The 17,094-nt window shown below is 67.9% G+C and carries 16 protein-coding genes and 1 tRNA gene; 7 read left to right on the top strand and 10 right to left on the bottom strand.

Going from position 1 to position 17,094, the window contains the following annotated elements; all coding sequences use genetic code 11:
- Positions 1 to 10: 10 nt before the first annotated feature.
- Complete coding sequence (locus A3OM_RS0117030; RefSeq protein WP_018044977.1) at positions 11 to 496, top strand: DUF1178 family protein; 486 nt, start codon at positions 11 to 13, stop codon at positions 494 to 496.
- Positions 497 to 514: 18 nt separating this feature from the next.
- Here the strand turns inward: A3OM_RS0117030 and A3OM_RS0117025 are convergent, their stop codons facing one another.
- Both A3OM_RS0117025 and A3OM_RS0117020 read right to left on the bottom strand, forming a co-directional pair.
- Positions 515 to 1,006, bottom strand: coding sequence for a disulfide bond formation protein B (locus A3OM_RS0117025; protein ID WP_018044976.1), 492 nt, complete (start codon positions 1,004 to 1,006; stop codon positions 515 to 517).
- Positions 1,003 to 1,584 (bottom strand): YqaA family protein, encoded by a 582-nt coding sequence (locus A3OM_RS0117020; RefSeq protein WP_018044975.1) that lies wholly within the window; start codon positions 1,582 to 1,584, stop codon positions 1,003 to 1,005. The genes A3OM_RS0117025 and A3OM_RS0117020 overlap by 4 nt, the downstream gene beginning before the upstream one ends.
- Positions 1,585 to 1,727: 143 nt before the next feature.
- On the opposite strand from A3OM_RS0117020, the gene A3OM_RS0117015 reads away from it, so the two are divergent.
- Positions 1,728 to 1,814 (top strand) — tRNA-Leu (locus tag A3OM_RS0117015).
- A 43-nt stretch (positions 1,815 to 1,857) separates the two neighbouring features.
- On the opposite strand, the gene A3OM_RS0117010 is transcribed toward A3OM_RS0117015, so the two are convergent.
- The 3 genes from A3OM_RS0117010 to A3OM_RS0117000 form a co-directional block, all read right to left on the bottom strand.
- On the bottom strand, positions 1,858 to 2,556 hold the full coding sequence (locus tag A3OM_RS0117010) for a GMP synthase (protein ID WP_018044974.1): 699 nt from the start codon (positions 2,554 to 2,556) through the stop codon (positions 1,858 to 1,860).
- A gap of 275 nt (positions 2,557 to 2,831) precedes the next feature.
- Complete coding sequence (gene eat, locus A3OM_RS0117005; protein ID WP_018044973.1) at positions 2,832 to 4,208, bottom strand: ethanolamine permease; 1,377 nt, start codon at positions 4,206 to 4,208, stop codon at positions 2,832 to 2,834.
- 96 nt (positions 4,209 to 4,304) lie between these two features.
- Positions 4,305 to 5,465 (bottom strand): ceramide glucosyltransferase, encoded by a 1,161-nt coding sequence (locus tag A3OM_RS0117000; RefSeq protein WP_018044972.1) that lies wholly within the window; start codon positions 5,463 to 5,465, stop codon positions 4,305 to 4,307.
- A 163-nt stretch (positions 5,466 to 5,628) separates the two neighbouring features.
- Here A3OM_RS0117000 and A3OM_RS0116995 point away from each other — a divergent pair, with 163 nt between their 5' ends.
- Entirely contained in the window at positions 5,629 to 6,528 is a 900-nt protein-coding gene (locus A3OM_RS0116995; protein ID WP_018044971.1) for a histone deacetylase, read from the top strand.
- Positions 6,529 to 6,534: 6 nt separating this feature from the next.
- On the opposite strand, the gene A3OM_RS0116990 is transcribed toward A3OM_RS0116995, so the two are convergent.
- Positions 6,535 to 7,128: a TetR/AcrR family transcriptional regulator gene (locus tag A3OM_RS0116990; protein WP_018044970.1), complete on the bottom strand. Its 594-nt coding sequence runs from the start codon at positions 7,126 to 7,128 to the stop codon at positions 6,535 to 6,537.
- Between the two features lie 101 nt (positions 7,129 to 7,229).
- Here A3OM_RS0116990 and A3OM_RS0116985 point away from each other — a divergent pair, with 101 nt between their 5' ends.
- The 3 genes from A3OM_RS0116985 (at position 7,230) to A3OM_RS0116975 (ending at position 12,591) form a co-directional block, all read left to right on the top strand.
- Positions 7,230 to 8,348 carry an efflux RND transporter periplasmic adaptor subunit gene (locus tag A3OM_RS0116985; RefSeq protein ID WP_043764364.1) on the top strand — a complete coding sequence of 373 codons (1,119 nt, stop codon included), beginning with the start codon at positions 7,230 to 7,232 and terminating at the stop codon, positions 8,346 to 8,348.
- Complete coding sequence (locus A3OM_RS0116980) at positions 8,345 to 9,430, top strand: efflux RND transporter periplasmic adaptor subunit (protein WP_018044968.1); 1,086 nt, start codon at positions 8,345 to 8,347, stop codon at positions 9,428 to 9,430. Before A3OM_RS0116985 ends, A3OM_RS0116980 begins: the two co-directional genes overlap by 4 nt.
- 62 nt (positions 9,431 to 9,492) lie before the next feature.
- Positions 9,493 to 12,591 carry an efflux RND transporter permease subunit gene (locus A3OM_RS0116975; RefSeq protein WP_018044967.1) on the top strand — a complete coding sequence of 1,033 codons (3,099 nt, stop codon included), beginning with the start codon at positions 9,493 to 9,495 and terminating at the stop codon, positions 12,589 to 12,591.
- Here A3OM_RS0116975 and A3OM_RS0116970 read toward each other — a convergent pair whose 3' ends face one another.
- Positions 12,592 to 13,287: a GDSL-type esterase/lipase family protein gene (locus tag A3OM_RS0116970; RefSeq protein ID WP_018044966.1), complete on the bottom strand. Its 696-nt coding sequence runs from the start codon at positions 13,285 to 13,287 to the stop codon at positions 12,592 to 12,594. It abuts the gene before it with no gap.
- Positions 13,284 to 13,823, bottom strand: coding sequence for a tRNA (N6-threonylcarbamoyladenosine(37)-N6)-methyltransferase TrmO (tsaA, locus tag A3OM_RS24245; RefSeq protein ID WP_018044965.1), 540 nt, complete (start codon positions 13,821 to 13,823; stop codon positions 13,284 to 13,286). Before tsaA ends, A3OM_RS0116970 begins: the two co-directional genes overlap by 4 nt.
- A gap of 239 nt (positions 13,824 to 14,062) precedes the next feature.
- Between tsaA and A3OM_RS0116960 the strand changes: the two genes are divergently transcribed.
- Positions 14,063 to 15,532 carry an AMP nucleosidase gene (locus A3OM_RS0116960; protein WP_026176131.1) on the top strand — a complete coding sequence of 490 codons (1,470 nt, stop codon included), beginning with the start codon at positions 14,063 to 14,065 and terminating at the stop codon, positions 15,530 to 15,532.
- 6 nt (positions 15,533 to 15,538) lie between these two features.
- Here A3OM_RS0116960 and A3OM_RS0116955 read toward each other — a convergent pair whose 3' ends face one another.
- The gene (locus A3OM_RS0116955) at positions 15,539 to 16,285 is read right to left on the bottom strand and encodes an NAD(P)-binding domain-containing protein (RefSeq protein ID WP_018044963.1); all 747 of its coding nucleotides are present in this window, start codon (positions 16,283 to 16,285) and stop codon (positions 15,539 to 15,541) included.
- 33 nt (positions 16,286 to 16,318) lie between these two features.
- Positions 16,319 to 17,092 carry an NADPH-dependent F420 reductase gene (locus A3OM_RS0116950; RefSeq protein WP_274533760.1) on the bottom strand — a complete coding sequence of 258 codons (774 nt, stop codon included), beginning with the start codon at positions 17,090 to 17,092 and terminating at the stop codon, positions 16,319 to 16,321.
- Positions 17,093 to 17,094 lie beyond the last annotated feature (2 nt).

Below are 17,094 nucleotides of genomic sequence, written 5' to 3'. Positions count from 1 at the left end.
GATCCCGCCCATGATCCGCTACACGCTCGTCTGCGAGAACGGACACGATTTCGAGGGCTGGTTTCGCTCGAGCGATTCCTACGACGCTCAGGCGGCGGACGGTCTCGTGGCCTGTCTGGCCTGCGGCTCGACCAAGGTCGCGAAGGCCATGATGGCGCCGGCTCTGGCGAAGACCGTCGCATTGGCGCCTGACCGAAGCCGCCTGACTGTCGAACCCGCTGCGAGCGCGCCCGTTGCCGTGCCTTCGGCGGACGTGCCGGTGATGGCAGAGCCGGAGCGGCAGTTGCGCGCGTTGATGCGTGCCATGCGCGAGCATGTGACCCGGACGGCCGACAATGTCGGCCCCCGTTTCCCCGAGGAAGCCCGCCGCATGCATTACGGCGAGGCCGAGTCCCGGCCGATCTACGGCGAAGCGAGTCCCGCCGAGGCGCGCGCGCTGGTGGAGGAGGGAATCGACGTGGCGCCGCTCCCCGCACTGCCGGGCGACCTCAACTGAGAGGTCGGCCCCGTCTCGTCACCGCTTGAGGGCCGCCGTTCCGGCGATGGAGGCCAGGACGAAGGCGATCGCCGCATTCCAGCCGGCGAGCGAGATGCCGAGGAAACGCCAGGCGGCGGTGGAGCAATCGGCGACCCGCGTCGCCTTCAGGGTATCGAGGAAGTCGCCGACATCGCTGGGATTGGCGCCGCTGCCGCCGCCGCAATCGGACGGGCCGGCCCAGAACGCCCATTCGGCGCCCGCGTGATAGACGCTGAGGCCGGCCCCGTAGAGCAGCCCGAGGGCGGCGATCCCGAGGATCAGCCGGGTCAGGCGCTCGGGCGTGAAAAGGGCCAGGAGGGCCAGCGGGATCGCCGCGTAATAGGGCAGGCGCTCCGTCAGGCAGAGCTTGCACGGCACGTAGCCGAGGACCCACTGAAAATAGAAGGCGCCCGCGATCGCCAGTGCGGAGCCGATCAGGACCGCCAGCGCAGCCCGGCGAAGGCGGAGAAGGGTGGAGTAATCGATCACAGCAGCACCTTGAACAGGACGAAGCCGAGGATGACGACGGCCACCGTGATGGCCGCGACGACATTCAGATGCCGGTCGAGGACGGCGCGAATGGATACGCCGTAGCGCTTCAGAAGCCCAGCGAGCAGGAAGAAGCGCGCCCCGCGGGTGATGAGCGAGAGCAGGACGAACCAGAACAGGTCGTAATGGGCGAAGCCCGAGGTGATCGTCACCAGCTTGAACGGGATCGGCGTGAGCCCCTTCAGCAGGATCACCCAATGCCCGTACTGGGCGTAGGAGGCCTGGAAGCTCGCCGCCTTCTCGTTCAGCCCATAGAGCGAGAACAGCCAGACCCCGATGGAATCGTAGAGCAGGGCGCCGATGGCGTAGCCGAGCAGCCCGCCGGCCACCGAGGACAGGGTGGTGATCGTCGCGTAGAACCAGACCTTGTCGGGCCGGCTCACCGCCATCGGCACCAGCATCACGTCGGGCGGGACCGGAAAGAACGAGCTCTCCGCGAACGCCACCGCACCGAGTGCGTAGGGGGCCGACGGCTTGCCCGCGAGCGCGAGTATCCACTCGTAGAGGCGGCGGATCATGAAGGGCTTCTATCCGAAAGGGGAGGGCGCGAGGCCCTTTGAGCACAACCCGGCCGGACTTGCGAGCCGGAACCGTAGCGGCGAGGTTTCCCCGCAAAACCCCTCTGGCCGTCCGGGCGATCCTGTGCCATGAGGCGGATGTTGCGGGCGTGGTGGAACTGGTAGACGCGCCGGACTCAAAATCCGGTTCTGGTGACAGAGTGTCGGTTCGATTCCGACCGCCCGCACCAATCGACCCTGCGACGCGGCCCGTGAGCCAGAGGCGGGCAACCCCTATCTCGATTGCAGGAAACGGCGGATCCAGCCGCCGACGCGGTGAGCATCGCTCTCGCCGCGCAGCGAGGCGACGGCGGCTGCCTGAAACGCCTCGTCGTGGGGCAGCGTGGGCTGGTGCCCGGCAATCAGATCCGTGGCGTAATCGGTCTCGAATTCCGGATGGACCTGGAACGAGATCGCCCGTCGTTCGGGGTAGGACAGGATGCCGTAGGGCGTGAAGGCGTTGCCGCCGAGGATGCGGGCATCCGCCGGAGGAACGACGACCTGATCCTGATGGATCGCCGGGACCGAGACGCGGCGCGCCTCGTCCATCCATTCCGCGCGTTCGAAGACGTCATAGGTGTGGAGGCCGATGCCCCAGCCCTTGGCCGATTTCTCCACCGTGCCGCCGAAGGCCGCCGCCAGGATCTGGTGTCCGAAGCAGAGCCCGACGAGCTTGGCACGCCCGTCGACCTCGCGCAGGAAGCTCTTGAGCGGCGCGATCCACGGCAGGTCGTCATAGACGCCCGCCGCCGATCCCGTCACGACGAACGCATCGAACGCCTCGGGAGAGGTGGGAAACCGCCCCTCCGCCACCGGGAGGATCGTCACCTCGGCAGGGTCGCCGAGGAGCCTCTCCACCATGCGGCCGTAGGACGGGTAGGATTCGGCCAGGCGAGCGGGCGGTGCGCCCGCCTCAATGATTCCAATCTTCATCGCCGCCTTATGGCCAAGAGAGGGGATCGATGCGAGCCCTATGCCCTCAGATCCTACTTGATTGGATTTCTGAGCGAATACTCATGTCGACGTCGATCATCCGCCAAAGGCGATCGTCCAAGCAGACCGCCTCATCCTGAGGTGCCCTTTGCTGGAGCAAAGGGCCTCGAAGGAGCCCTCCAGAAACCAAAGTGATCCCTGGAAGGCTCCTTCGAGGCCGCTACGCGGCGCCTCAGGATGAGGTAAAGTCTTGGAAAAACGTCTCGATTAGCTCCTCAGATGACCGGATCGAGCGTCGCGGCGGGAGCAGCCGCCACCGGCCTTGCCAGGAAATGCGAGGCGGCGACCGCGACCACCATCACGGCCAGGAAGATCGCGAAGATCATCGGATTGAAGACGACCAGGGCGATGAAGCAGATGCCGGCCATGGCCAGAGCGAAGGCGGGGGCGACGGGGAAGAACGGCGCCCGGTAGGGACGGGCGAGGTCGGGCTCGCTGCGGCGCAGCTTGAACAGGGCCGCCATGCTCATCCCGTACATCACCAGCGCGCCGAACACCGCCATGGTGACGATGCTCGCGGTGAGGGACTGGCCCGCGATCTCGATGAGGTTGTCGCTGTAGATGGCGGCGATGCCGACGAGTCCGCCGGCCACCGTCGCCACGTGCGGGGTCTGGAAGCGGGGGTGCACCTTGGCGAGGAAACCGGGCAGGTAGCCGGCGCGGCCGAGGGCGAAGATCTGGCGCGAATAGCCCATGATGATGCCGTGGAACGACGCCACGAGGCCGAACAGGCCGAGCCAGACCAGCATGTGCAGCCAGCCGCTCGACTCGCCCACCACCGTCTTCATCGCCTGGGGCAGCGGGTCGTTGAGGTTGCTAAGGGTGCGCCAGTCACCCGAGCCGCCGGCGAAGATCATCACGCCGAAGGCGAGGACGGTGAGCGTCAGGACGCCCGTGATGTAGGCGATGGGGATCGTGCGCTTGGGGTCCTTGGCCTCTTCCGCCGCCATGGCGACGCCCTCGATGGCGAGGAAGAACCAGATGGCGAACGGAATGGCCGCGAACATGCCGCCGATTGCGGCGAGGCTGAATGTGGATTCACCGGCCCAGCCATGGGCGGCGAAATTGGAGAAGCTGAAGGCCGGGGCGACGACGCCCATGAAGACCAGCAATTCGGCCACCGCCAGGATGGTCACGAACAGTTCGAACGTGGCGGCGATCTGCACGCCGACGATGTTGAGGGTCATGAAGATCAGGTAGGCGCCCAAAGCCGCGTGTTTCGGGTCGAGCCCCGGAAACTGGACGTTGAGATAGGCCCCGATGGCCAGCGCTATGGCGGGGGGCGCGAAGACGAATTCGATCAACGTCGCATAGCCGGCGATGCAGCCGCCGATGGGTCCGAAGGCGCGCCGGCTATAGGCGAAGGGGCCGCCGGCCTGCGGGATGGCCGTGGTGAGCTCGGTGAAGCTGAAGATGAAGGCGACGTACATCGCGGCGATGAAGGTCGTCGTCACCAGGAAGCCGAGGGTTCCGGCGCTGGCCCAGCCATAGCTCCAGCCGAAATACTCGCCCGAGATCACGAGGCCGACGGCGATGCCCCAGAGATGGAAGGCGTTCAGGCCCTTATGCAGGCCGGTGGATTCGCTTTGCATGGTGGGTTCCCGTCATCGGCGAAGGCTGCCGTCGGGAATGGCCAAGCAAGAGTTTTGCCGCAAGAGAAATAGGGCGTGTGAAGCCCGTATCCGGCCTCACGCCGCCGTGGCGCGGGTGCGCAGGCGGGGCGTCTCCTTGGGGCGGATGTCCATGGCGTTGCCGCGCCAGACGATGGCGCTCTGCATCCAGGCGCTCGCCCACATGACGGGGAGGATCGCGTCGCGCAGGAGGAAGGCAAGGAGGAGCCGGGGAGAGCGGTGCCACCCGGCGCGGGCGGCGAGCGCGTATTCGGCCCCGTACCAGAGCATGGCCATGGCGACGACGCCGATCAGGACCGGAGCGTCCGGGACCGCGAGAGCCGCGATGGCGAAGGGAAGCACCGCGCCCGAGCCGATCTCGGGCGCGAAGAAATGCGGGAATGTCACCCGGCGCAGGCGCGCCCAGCGCACCTGCCGCGACCAGACCTCGCGGAACGTCCGAAATCCGAGGGGCTGGTCGAAGGGCGCGGCCACGAGATGCACCCGCTTGCCCGCCGCGCGCACGAGCTTGGTCGCCGCCGCATCCTCGGCGATCTCGGCGGCGAGCGCCCGGATGCCGCCCCGCCCATCGAGGAACGGCTTGTGCCAGAGCATGCTCTTGCCCTGAGCAAAGCCGAGGCCGAGGCTCTCGCCGGTATATTGCCAACGCGCCTGGAGCGTATTGAGGAAGGCGCATTCCAGTTCGGCGAAGAAGCCGTGCGGCCTTGCGCCGATGGGCGTGGAGCAGACGAGGCCCGTATCCGGCCGCCACGAGGCTTGCAGCCGCTGCAGGTAGTCCGGCGGCATCAGGACGTTGGAATCGGCGAGCACCACCCAGTCGTGGCGGGCCGCCTCCCAGCCGCGCACGCAATTGTTGAGTTTGGGATTGTCGCTGATCCGCTCGTCGCCGACGATGAGCCGCGCCGGCACCGCCGGATGGGCCGCCATCAGGCGGTGCAAGAGCGGGACGATGGGATCGCGGCCATCGGCGACGCAGAAGATCAGCTCGTAATCCGGGTGGGCGAGATGGAAGCCGCGCTCCAGCATCTCCTCGCTGAACGCTTCGAGACCGCAGACCGGGCGCACGAGGGAGATCGGCGCGGCGCTGGGAAAGCTCGGCGTGCCGCGGTTGCGGCCGATGCGCCATGCGGCGATGGCGATGCTGAGACAATTGACCAGGGTCAGCGCGGCACAGAGCGAGAGCGCGACGATCGCGCCGGTCTCGATGCTGCCGATCATGCCGTGCTCCCTCCGGGCATCCGCCGCCTGACGGAACCAGCCCCTGCCCGAGGCCGTAACAGGCAGGCTGTTTCAGTCGTATGACAGCAATGCGGAGTCGATCGGCTCCTCGTCGCAGGGAAGGGGCCGGTGTGACCGAGACGTGGCAGATCGCCGAGGCGACATGATTCCACCCATCGTCGTCCACCCCGCCTATCAGGCCGTCCTGCCGGACGGGCACCGGTTCCCGATGCGGAAATACGGTCGCCTCGCCGAAACGCTCACGGCGCTCGGGCTCGCTCCCGCCGGTTTCGTCAGACCCGAACCGGCCGACGCGGCCCTCCTGAAGCGCGCGCACCGCTCGAATTACGTCGATGCGGTCCTGTCCTGTTCGGTCTCGCGGGAGGTCGAGCGCGAGATCGGCCTTCCGGTGGACGAGAGCGTCGTCGCCCGCTCCTGTGCCTCCGCGGGCGGCACCCTCGCGGCGGCGCGGCTCGCGCTGGTCCATGGCCTCGCCGGCAGCGCCGCCGGCGGCAGCCACCATGCGCGGCGGGAGACCGGCGCGGGCTTCTGCGTGTTCAACGACGTCGCGGTCGCCGCCCTGGCGCTCCAGGACGAGGGCACGATCCGCCGGGCGCTGGTAGTGGATTGCGACGTGCATCAGGGCGACGGCACCGCCGATTGCCTCGCCGGCTCGCCGGATCTGTACACCTTCTCGATCCATGCCGAGAAGAACTATCCGACGCGCAAGATCCCCGGCGACCTTGATGTGGGCCTCGTCGATGGCGTCGACGACGCGGCCTACGCCGCCGTCCTCGGCGCGCATCTGCCGGGCCTCCTCGACGGGCTCTCGCCGGACATCGTGTTCTACAATGCCGGGGTCGATCCGCACGTGGACGACAGGCTCGGGCGCTTGGCCCTCACCGATGCGGGCCTCGCCGCACGGGATCGCTTCGTCGTGGGAGAAGCGCGCCGGCGCCGCATTCCCCTCGTGGCGGTGATCGGCGGCGGCTATGCCACCGATATCGACGCCCTGGCCGCCCGCCACGCCCTCGTCTTCCAGGCCATGGCCGCCCTCGCGTGAAGCCGCTCAGGGCGTCCCGCACGCTTCCGGCGGGATCTCGCCTTCGGTCACGCAGCGTGCCACCTTTTCGAGACCGTCGAAGAGCCGCTCCAACTGCGCGCCCTCCATGGAATGGAAGCCCAGCGTCCGGGAGATCAGCAGCCCCAGCGTCGAGAAAACCAATGCCGCACCGATTCCCGGACAGGTCTCGATCTTTTCCAGGGCGGCGAGCCGCTCGCTGAGGAAGGCGTTGAATCCGGCGAAGGCCTCGGGATTCTCCGCCGAGGCCAGGAGGAAGGCCCGCGGGAACCCCTCTTCCTCCGCATAGACCTGCCTCGCATGGGCGATCAGCGCGAGGGGGAGGGCCGAGGGGCCCGGCACCTGCTCCGCTTCGAGCTTGGCAATGCCCTCCTTGACCTCCTTCAGCTTGCGCTCGGCCATGGCCGTGATGAGCGCTTCCTTCGAGGAGAAATGGTGGAGGACCCCGCCCTTGCTTAAGCCCGCCTCCGCCGCCACCGCGTCGATGGTCAGGGTGCGCGTGCCCGCGCGACGGATCAGGCTTTCGGCCGCATCGAGGATGACGCTCGGCCGATCCTCCCGCCGTGTGCGCGGCTTCGCCATGTTCACACCCTAAAAACCGTCTGGACGGTCGGTAAGATAACCGATAGACAGGCGCTTCGATAGAGCTTTTGCGGGATGGGGTCACAGTGTCTGGTCCGACCATGTCCATTCGACGGTACCGAGGCGCCCGGACGGTGGCCTGCCTTGGCTTCGCCGCCCTGGCCTGCTTCCCGGCGCAGGCGAAGGACGAAACCGCCCAACCCGGCCCGACGCCTTCGAAAAAGAGCCTCGCCACGGTCCGCACGGCGAAGGCCGAGCGCAGCACCATCGCGGCCGATCTCGTCTTCACCGGCGACATCCAGGCCCAGTCGCAGGTGAACGTCGCCTTCCGCAACAACGGCAAGATCGCCGTGCGTCTGGTGGAAGTGGGCGATCACGTCACCGCCGACCAGGTTCTGGCCAGGCTCGATCCGCAGGAGCAGCGGGCCAACCTCAACAACGCGCAGGCCGCGCTGACCTCCGCCGAGGCGCTGCTGACCCAGGCCAAGGTCAATTTCAAGCGCCAGGAGATGCTGCTCTCCAGCGGATACACCACGCGGCCGAGCTATGACGACGCCGAGCAGCAGCTCCGCACGACCCAGGCCTCGGTGGAATCCGCCAAGGCGGCCCTGGGCACCGCCCAGGAGCAGTTCTCCTACACCGACCTGAAGGCGGGCGTGGACGGCATCGTGCTCAGCCGCAGCTTCGAGGTGGGCCAGGTGGTCCAGGCGGGCCAGACCGTCCTCACCATGGCGGAGGACGGGCCGCGCGACGCGGTGTTCAACGTGTTCGAGGCGGTGCTGGCGACCCCGCCCGAGAGCAAGCAGGTGGAGATCACCCTCCAGGCGGACCCGAAGGTGCGGACCGTCGGCACGGTGCGGGAAATCTCGCCGAGCGTGGACGCCGCCTCCGGCACCGTGCGGGTCAAGGTCGGCCTGAAGGACACGCCCGCCGCCATGTCCCTCGGGGCCATCGTCATCGGCACCGGCAAGTTCAGGCCGCAGACGGCCATCGTCCTGCCCTGGTCCTCGCTCTACCGCTGGGAGAACGGCCCCGCCGTGTGGGTGCGTGATCCGGCCAGCGGCAAGGTCGCCCCGCGCAACGTGACCATCGACCGGTATTCGCCCAACACCATCGCCCTGTCCGGCGGTGTCGAGCCGGGCGAGGAGGTGGTCGTCGCCGGCATCCAGTTCCTCCGGCCGGGCCAGTCCGTCGCCGTCGCCGAGGAGATCGCCCGATGATCCGCTCCGGCATCCGCCTCGCCCTGATCGGGGTGGCCCTGTCCGGCCTCGGCGCCTGCCATGGCGCGGAGGAAGAGGCCGGACCGCCGCCGGTGCGGCCCGTGCTCTATACGGAGGCCAAGCCCGTCGACACCATCGTGTTCGGGCCCTTCGCCGGGTTCGTGGCCCCCCGATATCAATCGGAGATCGGGTTTCAGATCGCGGGCCGTATGATCGCCCGCGACGTGACGATGGGGGACGTCGTCAAGAAGGGCCAGCGCATCGCCGCACTCGACCCCATCGTCACCCGCTTCGCTCTCACCCGCGCCGAGGCGGAGCTCGCCGATGCCACGGCGCAGGCGGAGAATGCCAGCGCCACGGAGTTGCGCCAGCGGCGGTTGATCGCCAACGGCAATGTCAGCCAGGCACGGCTCGACAGCGCCGTGGCGAGCCGCGACACCGCCCAGGCCCGTCTCGCCCAGGCCCAGGCCAACCTGCAGAAGGCCCGCGACCAGATGGGCTATACCGAGCTGCATGCGGATTTCGACGGCGTCGTCACCGTTCGCAGCGCGGAAGTGGGGCAAGTGCTCTCGGCGGGGCAGGCGGTGGCGACCCTGGCCCGGCCCGAGGAGCGCGAGGCCGTGGTCGACATCCCCGAGGATCTGGTCGGCGCCATGCCGAAGGATGCGGTCTTCACCGTGGCGCTCCAGAGCGCCCCCGACGTGACGGCGACGGGCAAAGTCCGCGAGATCTCGCCCTTCGCCGACCAGAAGACCCGCACCCGGCGCATTCGGATGACGCTGCTCAACCCGCCGGAGGCGTTCCGCCTCGGCTCCACCATCACGGTCGGGCTCTCGCGCCACATGAAAGCGCGGTTCCAGCTGCCGGCGACGGCGGTGTTCGAGGCCGATGGTCGAAGCGCGGTCTGGATCGTGAACGAGGCCGGGGATTCCGTGTCCCGCCGCGACGTCACCCTGGCGGAACGAAACGACCAGCGCGTGTCCGTCACCGAGGGACTGAAACCGGGGGACCGTGTCGTCCTCGCGGGCGCACGCAGTCTCGGCGAAGGCCAGCGCGTCCGCCTGTCCGACAAGCCGCAATAGCTGCCGCCCCGCGCTGGGTTTAGAGCCGCGCCGACCCGAACAGCCTCACGCGAGAGCCGCCCGTGAAGAACTTCAACCTGTCCGAATGGGCGCTCGAGCATCGCTCCTTCGTCTGGTTCCTGATGCTGATCTCGATGCTGGCGGGCTTCCTCGCCTACGAGAAGCTCGGCCGCGAGGAAGACCCGCCCTTCGCCATCAAGACCATGATCGTGCAGGCGCGCTGGCCCGGCGCCACGATCAGCGACACGCTGGATCAGGTCACCGAGCGGATCGAGAAGGAATTGCAGCAGATCGACGCCGTCGATTTCAGCCGCAGCTACACCACGCCCGGCCAGACCACGGTCTTCGTCCAGTTGCGCGAGACGACGCCGCCGAAGACGATTCCGGGCATCTTCTATCAGGTGCGCAAGCGCATCGGCGATATCGGCAGCACCTTCCCGCAGGGGATCCAGGGGCCGTTCTTCAACGATGAGTTCGGTGACGTCTTCGGCAACGTCTATGCGTTCACCGCCGACGGTGTCTCGATGCGCCAATTGCGCGACTACGTGGAGCGGGTGCGGGCCGACCTGAAGAAGGTCAACAATGCCGGTAAGATGCAGCTCCTCGGCGCGCAGGACGAGGTCATCTACCTCGACTTCTCCACCCGCAAGCTCGCCGGCCTCGGCGTCGACCAGGCCGCCGTCATCGCGACCCTGCAGGCACAGAACGCCATCGCCCCCTCCGGCGTGATCCAGGCCGGCCCCGAGCGCGTCTCCGTGCGGGTCGGCGGCCAGTTCGTTTCCGAGGACAGCCTGAGGACCATCAACCTGCGGGTGAACGACCGCTTCTTCCGCCTCTCCGATGTGGCCGAGATCTCGCGCGGCTTCACCGATCCGCCCACCGCCCTGTTCCGGTTCGACGGCCAGCCGGCGATCGGCCTCGCCATCGCCATGCAGCCCTCGGGCAACCTGCTGACCTTCGGCCACGACCTCAAGGCGCGGATGAAGAAGCTCGAAGGCGAGCTGCCTTATGGCGTCGGCATCCACCTCGTCTCGGATCAGCCGAAGATCGTCGAGGAGGCGGTGGGCGGCTTCACCAAGGCCCTGATCGAGGCCGTGGTCATCGTGCTGGGCGTCAGCTTCATCAGCCTCGGCTGGCGCGCGGGCCTCGTGGTCTCGTTCTCGATTCCCCTCGTCCTCGCCGTGGTCTTCGTGGTGATGCAGGTGATGGGCGTCACGCTTCAGCGCATCTCGCTCGGCGCCCTCATCATCTCGCTCGGCCTCCTCGTCGACGACGCCATGATCACCGTCGAGATGATGGTCGCACGGCTCGAGGTGGGCGACACCCTGAAGAAGGCGGCGACCTTCGCCTACACCTCCACCGCCTTCCCGATGCTCACCGGCACCCTCGTCACGGTGGCGGGCTTCCTGCCCATCGGCTTCAACGGCTCGGCGGCCGGCGAATACACCTACAGCCTGTTCGTGGTCATCGCGGCCTCTCTCCTGATTTCGTGGGTCGTGGCCGTGCTGTTCGCGCCGCTCATCGGCGTGAAGCTCCTGCCGAAGACCATCAAGAAGCACCACGACAAGCCGAGCTTCCTGCTCCGCACCTTCCGCGGGTTGCTGCTGCCGGCCATGCGGTTCCGCTGGATCACCGTGGCCTTCTGCGTCGGCCTGCTCGGCCTGTCGCTCTACGGCATCCAGTTCGTGCAGCAGCAGTTCTTCCCGGCCTCCGACCGTCCCGAGATCCTCGTGGACATGACCTTGCCGCAGAATGCCAGCATCGCCGAGACCAAGGCCCAGATGGACCGGTTCGAGGCGACGCTGAAGGGCGATCCCGAGATCCTGCGCTGGAGCTCCTATGTCGGGCAGGGCGCGGTGCGCTTCTATCTTCCGCTGGACCAGCAGCTCGGCAACGCGTTCTTCGGCCAGATCATCGTGGTGACCTCGTCGCTCGAGGCCCGCGATAAGATGATCCAGAAATTCGAGGCGCTGGCGGCCAAGGAATTCGTCGGCACCGACGTCTTCGTCCACTCCCTCGACCTCGGCCCCCCGGTGGGCCGGCCGATCCAGTACCGGCTGAGCGGACCCGATCTCCAGAAGGTGCGCGGCCTCGCGCTCCAGCTCAGCAACATCGTCGCCTCGAGCCCGAATGTCGGCCTGCCGAACCTCGATTGGAACGAGCCCGGCAAGGTGCTGAAGGTCGACATCATCCAGGACAAGGCGCGCCAGCTCGGCGTCACCTCGGAGGATATCGCCGGGCTCCTCAACGGCATCGTCGGCGGTCGCTCGATCACGCAGGTGCGTGATTCGATCTACCTCGTGGACGTGGTCGGCCGCGCCCAGGCGGCGGAACGTAAGTCCGTCGAGACGCTGCAAAGCCTGCAGGTGCCGCTGTCGAACGGGAGCGTCGTGCCCCTGCTGGCCTTCGCCACGGTGAGCTACGAACTCGAACAGCCCATCGTCTGGCGCCGCGACCGCCTGCCCACCATCACGGTGCGGGCGGCGATCGTCGACGACACCCAGGCGCCCACCATCGTCAACGCCCTCGATCCGGCCATCAAGGCGTTCGAGAAGACCTTGCCGGACGGCTACACCCTCGCGGTCGGCGGTGCGGTGGAGGAGAGCGCCAAGGGCAGCGGACCCATCGCGGCGGTGGCGCCGGTGATGCTGCTCGCCATGGCGATGTTCCTGATGATCCAGCTCCAGAGCTTCCAGAAGCTGTTCCTGGTGGCGAGCGTGGCGCCCCTCGGCCTCATCGGCGTGGTGGCGATCCTGCTGCCCTTCGGCAAGCCGCTGGGCTTCGTCGCCATCCTCGGCGTGCTGGCGCTCATCGGGATCATCATCCGCAACTCGGTGATCCTGGTGATGCAGATCGACGAGTACGACCGCGAGGGCTACGCCCCGTGGGACGCGGTGGTGGAGGCGACCTGCCACCGGATGCGGCCGATCCTGCTCACGGCCGGCGCGGCGAGCCTCGCCCTGATCCCCATCGCGCGGGAGGTCTTCTGGGGGCCGATGGCCTACGCCATGATCGGCGGCATCATCGCCGCCACCTTCCTGACCCTGTTCTTCCTGCCCGCGCTCTATGTCGGCTGGTACCGCATCAAGGCTCCGAAGGGGGACCGCCCCGCGGGCGGCGCATCGACGGCCCCGGCGGCTGGCCATCACGCCGAGGCCTGATCAGGGCGCTGCGGCGCAGAGTACGGGCTCCAATGCCCGCATGACGCGGCGATAATCGGTGATGTGCAGAGCGTCGCGCAAGGCGCCGGGCAGGGCGAACCCGGTGTCGCCGTCGCGCAGATCCGCGTAGGGGTCCACGTACCGGCAGGAGAGGCGCCGGCACAGAGCCTCGATCCGCGCGGAGTACGCGACGACCGCCGCCGGTTCGAGGCGCTTTTCCACCGAACGGGAGATGGGCGGAACGGCGGCGACCACGACACGGTCGCTGCCGGCCTGCAGCTGCTTCACGATCCGCTCCACCGCGTCGTCGAAGCCCTGGGCGGTCCTGTCGGACAACGGCTCCTTCTTCCGCTGCAGGTCGTTGGTTCCGATGAAGACCACCACCGCGCGGGCGCGGGTCTTCACCGACAGCTTGGCCACGAGATCGGCATAGACCGAAGCCGATGCGCCGCTGATGCCGCCATTGACGATCTCCGTGCCGCAGACCCGCTGGGCCGGGCTCTGCAACTCGGCCTGCGAATCGCCGGCGAGGAGGATGTAGCCGTTCGGTGCATCGTCGAGATGGGCCTGGATCGAAGGCAGCCGGTCCGTGGCGTAGAGCCGGGCGTTGAGACGCGAGGGCTTCTCGACCCATCCGACGGTGAAGCCCACACCGAGGACGGCCAGCCCGGCAATGCCCAGACGCAGGGCCTTCATCGGGTTGCTCCCGGCACGTCCGATGTCTTCGATACCTCCGATGTCTTCGCCGTGCCGGCCCTGTCGACGGTGGCGCCCGGCCGCGAATCCGTCGTGGCGTAATAGGGCTTGATGTCGAGGAGCGGCGTGCCGTCGAGGCAGTCGAGCCCCCGGACGCTCAGGGTCGCTCCGTCGATGCCGAGGAGTTCCACCACCGAGAGCGCGATGGGGTTCGGGCGCGCCGGCGAGCGCAGGGAGAACGTGCCCCGGCTGCCCTCCGCATGGCGCGGCCTCTGGCGCACGATGTCCCGGGCGGCCCGGTCCATCCAGTAAAGCACGATGAGGTGGCTCGCCCCCTCCACGTTCTGCAAGCCGGGGGCGAAGGTGGCATCGACCTCCAGCGTGCAGATGGCGTCGGTCTGAAGCCCGTTCTTGGGGCATTCCGCGCGGGTCGCCCACGGGGTCCTGACACGGCCGATGAAGTAGAGCCCTGCATCGTGGGAGGCGGGCAGCGTGACGGTCTCTTCGCCGGGCCGCCGGTCGATCGGGTCGCTCATCAGACGCATCGGATTTGGAGAGGCGGTGCCCGGAAGACCCCCGAGCCGTTCGAAGCGAGCATGTCGGACAACTCGCCCCCGTGCGCAAGCCGGTCGACAGCGAGCCGCCATGCGGGCCGCATCGTTCCATCGGGCGCCGGTGCGGTATAGATTCTTGCATATAGCCGTCGGCGGCACCGCCGGCCTTCGGGCCGAAGCCTTCCCAAGGAGAGAGCGTGACCACCAGCGAATGGCGCCCGATGGAATCCGTGGGCGATGCCGAGACCGCCGTCGACCGCCTCGCCGCTCTCTACGCGGGTGCGATCCAGTCGCTCCAGACCGCCCTGACCCGCTATCTCGACGGAGGCGCCGCGCCCGACCATGCCGAGCGGCTTCAGTTCCGCTATCCCGAGTTGCGGATCACCTATCACCCGTCCGGGCCGATCCCGCGTTTTTCCCGCGCGACGGCGAAGTTCCAGTCTCCCGGCACCTACGCCACCACGGTGACGCAGCCGGCGCATTTCCGGCCGTACCTGCTGGAGCAGCTGACGCCCCTGATCCGGGATTACGGTGCGACCCTCGAAGTCGGATTGAGCGCGCAGGAGATCCCCTATCCCTATGTGCTGGAGCCGGGCGCCAACCTCTCGGGCAGCGGGATCACGCCGCGCGATCTAGCCACTTACTTCCCCGTCCCGCTGCTCTCGGTGGTGGGAGACGAGATCGCCGACGGCCTCTGGGTGGCACCGGTCGAAGAGCCGAAGCCCCTGGCGCTGTTCGACGCGATCCGGGTCGATTACTCCCTGCGCCGTCTCGTCCATTACACCGGCTGCGACTGGCGCGACGTCCAGCCGTGGATCCTGCTCACGAACTACCATCGCTACGTCGACGGCTTCATCCGGCACGGCTTGGAGCAGCTGGCCAGCGGCAGGGACGGCTACGAGCGCATGATCCTGCCCGGCGGCATCACCGTCTCGCGGGAGGAGGCGGCGGGCATCGATCCGGCGGCCCTCATCGCCGCCTCGCCCTGGCACAAGTTCCAGATGCCGGCCTATCACCTCGTCGCGCGCGGCCCCGACGGGTCGATGCAGGGCACGACGCTGGTCAACATCGGCGTCGGCCCCTCCAACGCCAAGACGATCACCGACCATCTCGCGGTTCTGCGTCCGCATTGCTGGCTCATGGTCGGCCATTGCGGCGGGTTGCGGCAGTCGCAGACCATCGGCGATTACGTCCTCGCCCATGGCTATCTGCGCCGGGATCGTATCCTCGACGAGCTGGTTCCGCCGGACGTGCCGGTGCCGGCCCTGGCCGAAGTCCAGCTCGCGCTCCAGGCCGCAGCCGCCAGCGTCACCGGCGAGACCAGCGACGACCTGAAGCGGCGCCTGCGCACGGGCACGGTGGTGACCTACGACGACCGCAACTGGGAGCTCCGCTTCAGCCAGGAGCGGCGGCGGATCAACCTGTCCCGCGCCATCGGCGTCGACATGGAGAGCGGCACCATCGCGGCACAAGGCTACCGCCTGCGGGTTCCCTACGGCACGCTCCTCTGCGTCTCCGACAAGCCGCTCCACGGCGAGATTAAGCTGCCGGGCGCGGCCAACGCCTTCTATGAGCGGGCAGTGGCCGAGCACCTGCTCATCGGCCTGTCCGCCCTCGATATCCTCCGCGCCGACCGGAACGGCCTGCATTCGCGCAAGCTGCGCAGCTTCGACGAACCGCCGTTCCGGTAGGCCGCTCTATGCGGCGTTCAGTATTCTGGAGAGACCGACGATGAAGTCCCGGCCCGGATTGGTCCCGAGCTCGAACCGCTCCTGGTAGACAGCGAACATCAGGTCCCGCCGCCTGCGCGAGCGGGCCAGATCGGCGGCTGCCAGTGCTTCGGGCAGGTCTGCCAGCGTCACCTCGGTGCAGTAGCAGGGTGAGCCGGTCTGTTGCCGCCAGGAATCCGCGAGTGTGCCTGCATCATAGGCGTCGAAGCCCGAGTCTTCGACGAGCGCCATCGTCACCTCCCGGTCCCGGTCGCGGTCGGCTGCCACGGGGGCGGCGATGCGCTCCGGGTGGCCGGCGGGACGGCCCATCTCCTTCAGGGTCACGGAGTAGATCGAGTTCCACGCCTTCGCGATGGGACGACCGAGGCGCTCGGCGACCCAGGCGCTGTCCGCCTGACCGTTCTCGATCGCCTCGATCCGCTCGTCACGCGCGGGAATGTAGTTCGAGGTATCGATCACCACGGTCTCGGCGGGCAGTCCGGCGAGCAACGGCGCGAGGGCGGTGATGCCGCAGAAGGGGATCGAGAGGATGACCACGTCGGCATCCGCGACCGCATCCTCCTTCGTCACCGCCTGCGCTCCGGTGGACAGCACGTCGGCATCGATGGTGCGCGGATCACGCGAATTCGCGACCTTTACGCGATGCCCAGCGGCGCTGAGTGTCTTGGCCAGGGTACCGCCGATGAACCCGCTGCCGAGTATACCAATCTTCATATCGAACTATCCTAGGTTTCGCGTTGTCAGCTCTCAATTGCCGGAATGCACCGAACGGTTCATGGCGATGATGTCGGCATGGCTGGGGTTGGGACCGAGCTTTCCCATGAGGCCGTAGACCCGGATCAAGGTCTTTTGCGCCTCTCCCTTCACTGCGGCGAGCAGGGCCTTGTGCATCGTCTCCGCATCGTAATCGCAGCAATAACTCGGGGTGGCGGGCTGCTGACGCCAGGATTCCGCCAGCGACCCCCCATCCACCGGATCGAAGCCGACCTGGTCCACGATGCCCATCACGGTCCGCTTCGCGGCATCGTCGTCGCCGGCCACGGCGACGGCGATCCGATCGGGCGCTCCCGCGGGACGACCGAGTTCGGCGAGCGAGTCGGCGAGGATGTTGTTGAACGCCTTGATGATCGGACGGCCGATCTGTTCCGACACCCAGACGCTCTCCGTCTTCCCGGCGTCGAGTTCCGCGATCTGCGGATCGCGCAGGCCGGGATAGTAGTTGCCCGTGTCGACGATGGGGGTCGCCTCGGGCAGGCCGTCGAACAGGTCCTTCGGCAACTGCGCCACGGCGGGGAACGGAATCGACAGGATCACGAGGTCCGCGCCCGCGATGGCACCGTGGGCATCGGCGGGAGTCGCGCCGATCTCCTCGGCGAAGGCGCGCACGCCGTCGGGGCCCTTCGAATTCGCGACGCGGACCTCGTGCCCTGCCGCGCTGAGCTTGCGGGCGAGCGTGCCGCCGATGTTGCCGGTGCCGATGACGCCGATCTTCATGTCTGGTTCCTTTGCAGTTGGATGGATGG

It is taken from the genome of Methylobacterium sp. 88A, from assembly GCF_000376345.1.
Lineage (GTDB): Bacteria > Pseudomonadota > Alphaproteobacteria > Rhizobiales > Beijerinckiaceae > Methylobacterium > Methylobacterium bullatum.
Note: the sequence above shows the minus strand (reverse complement) of the source record. Positions and strands in the feature narration are given on the sequence as shown.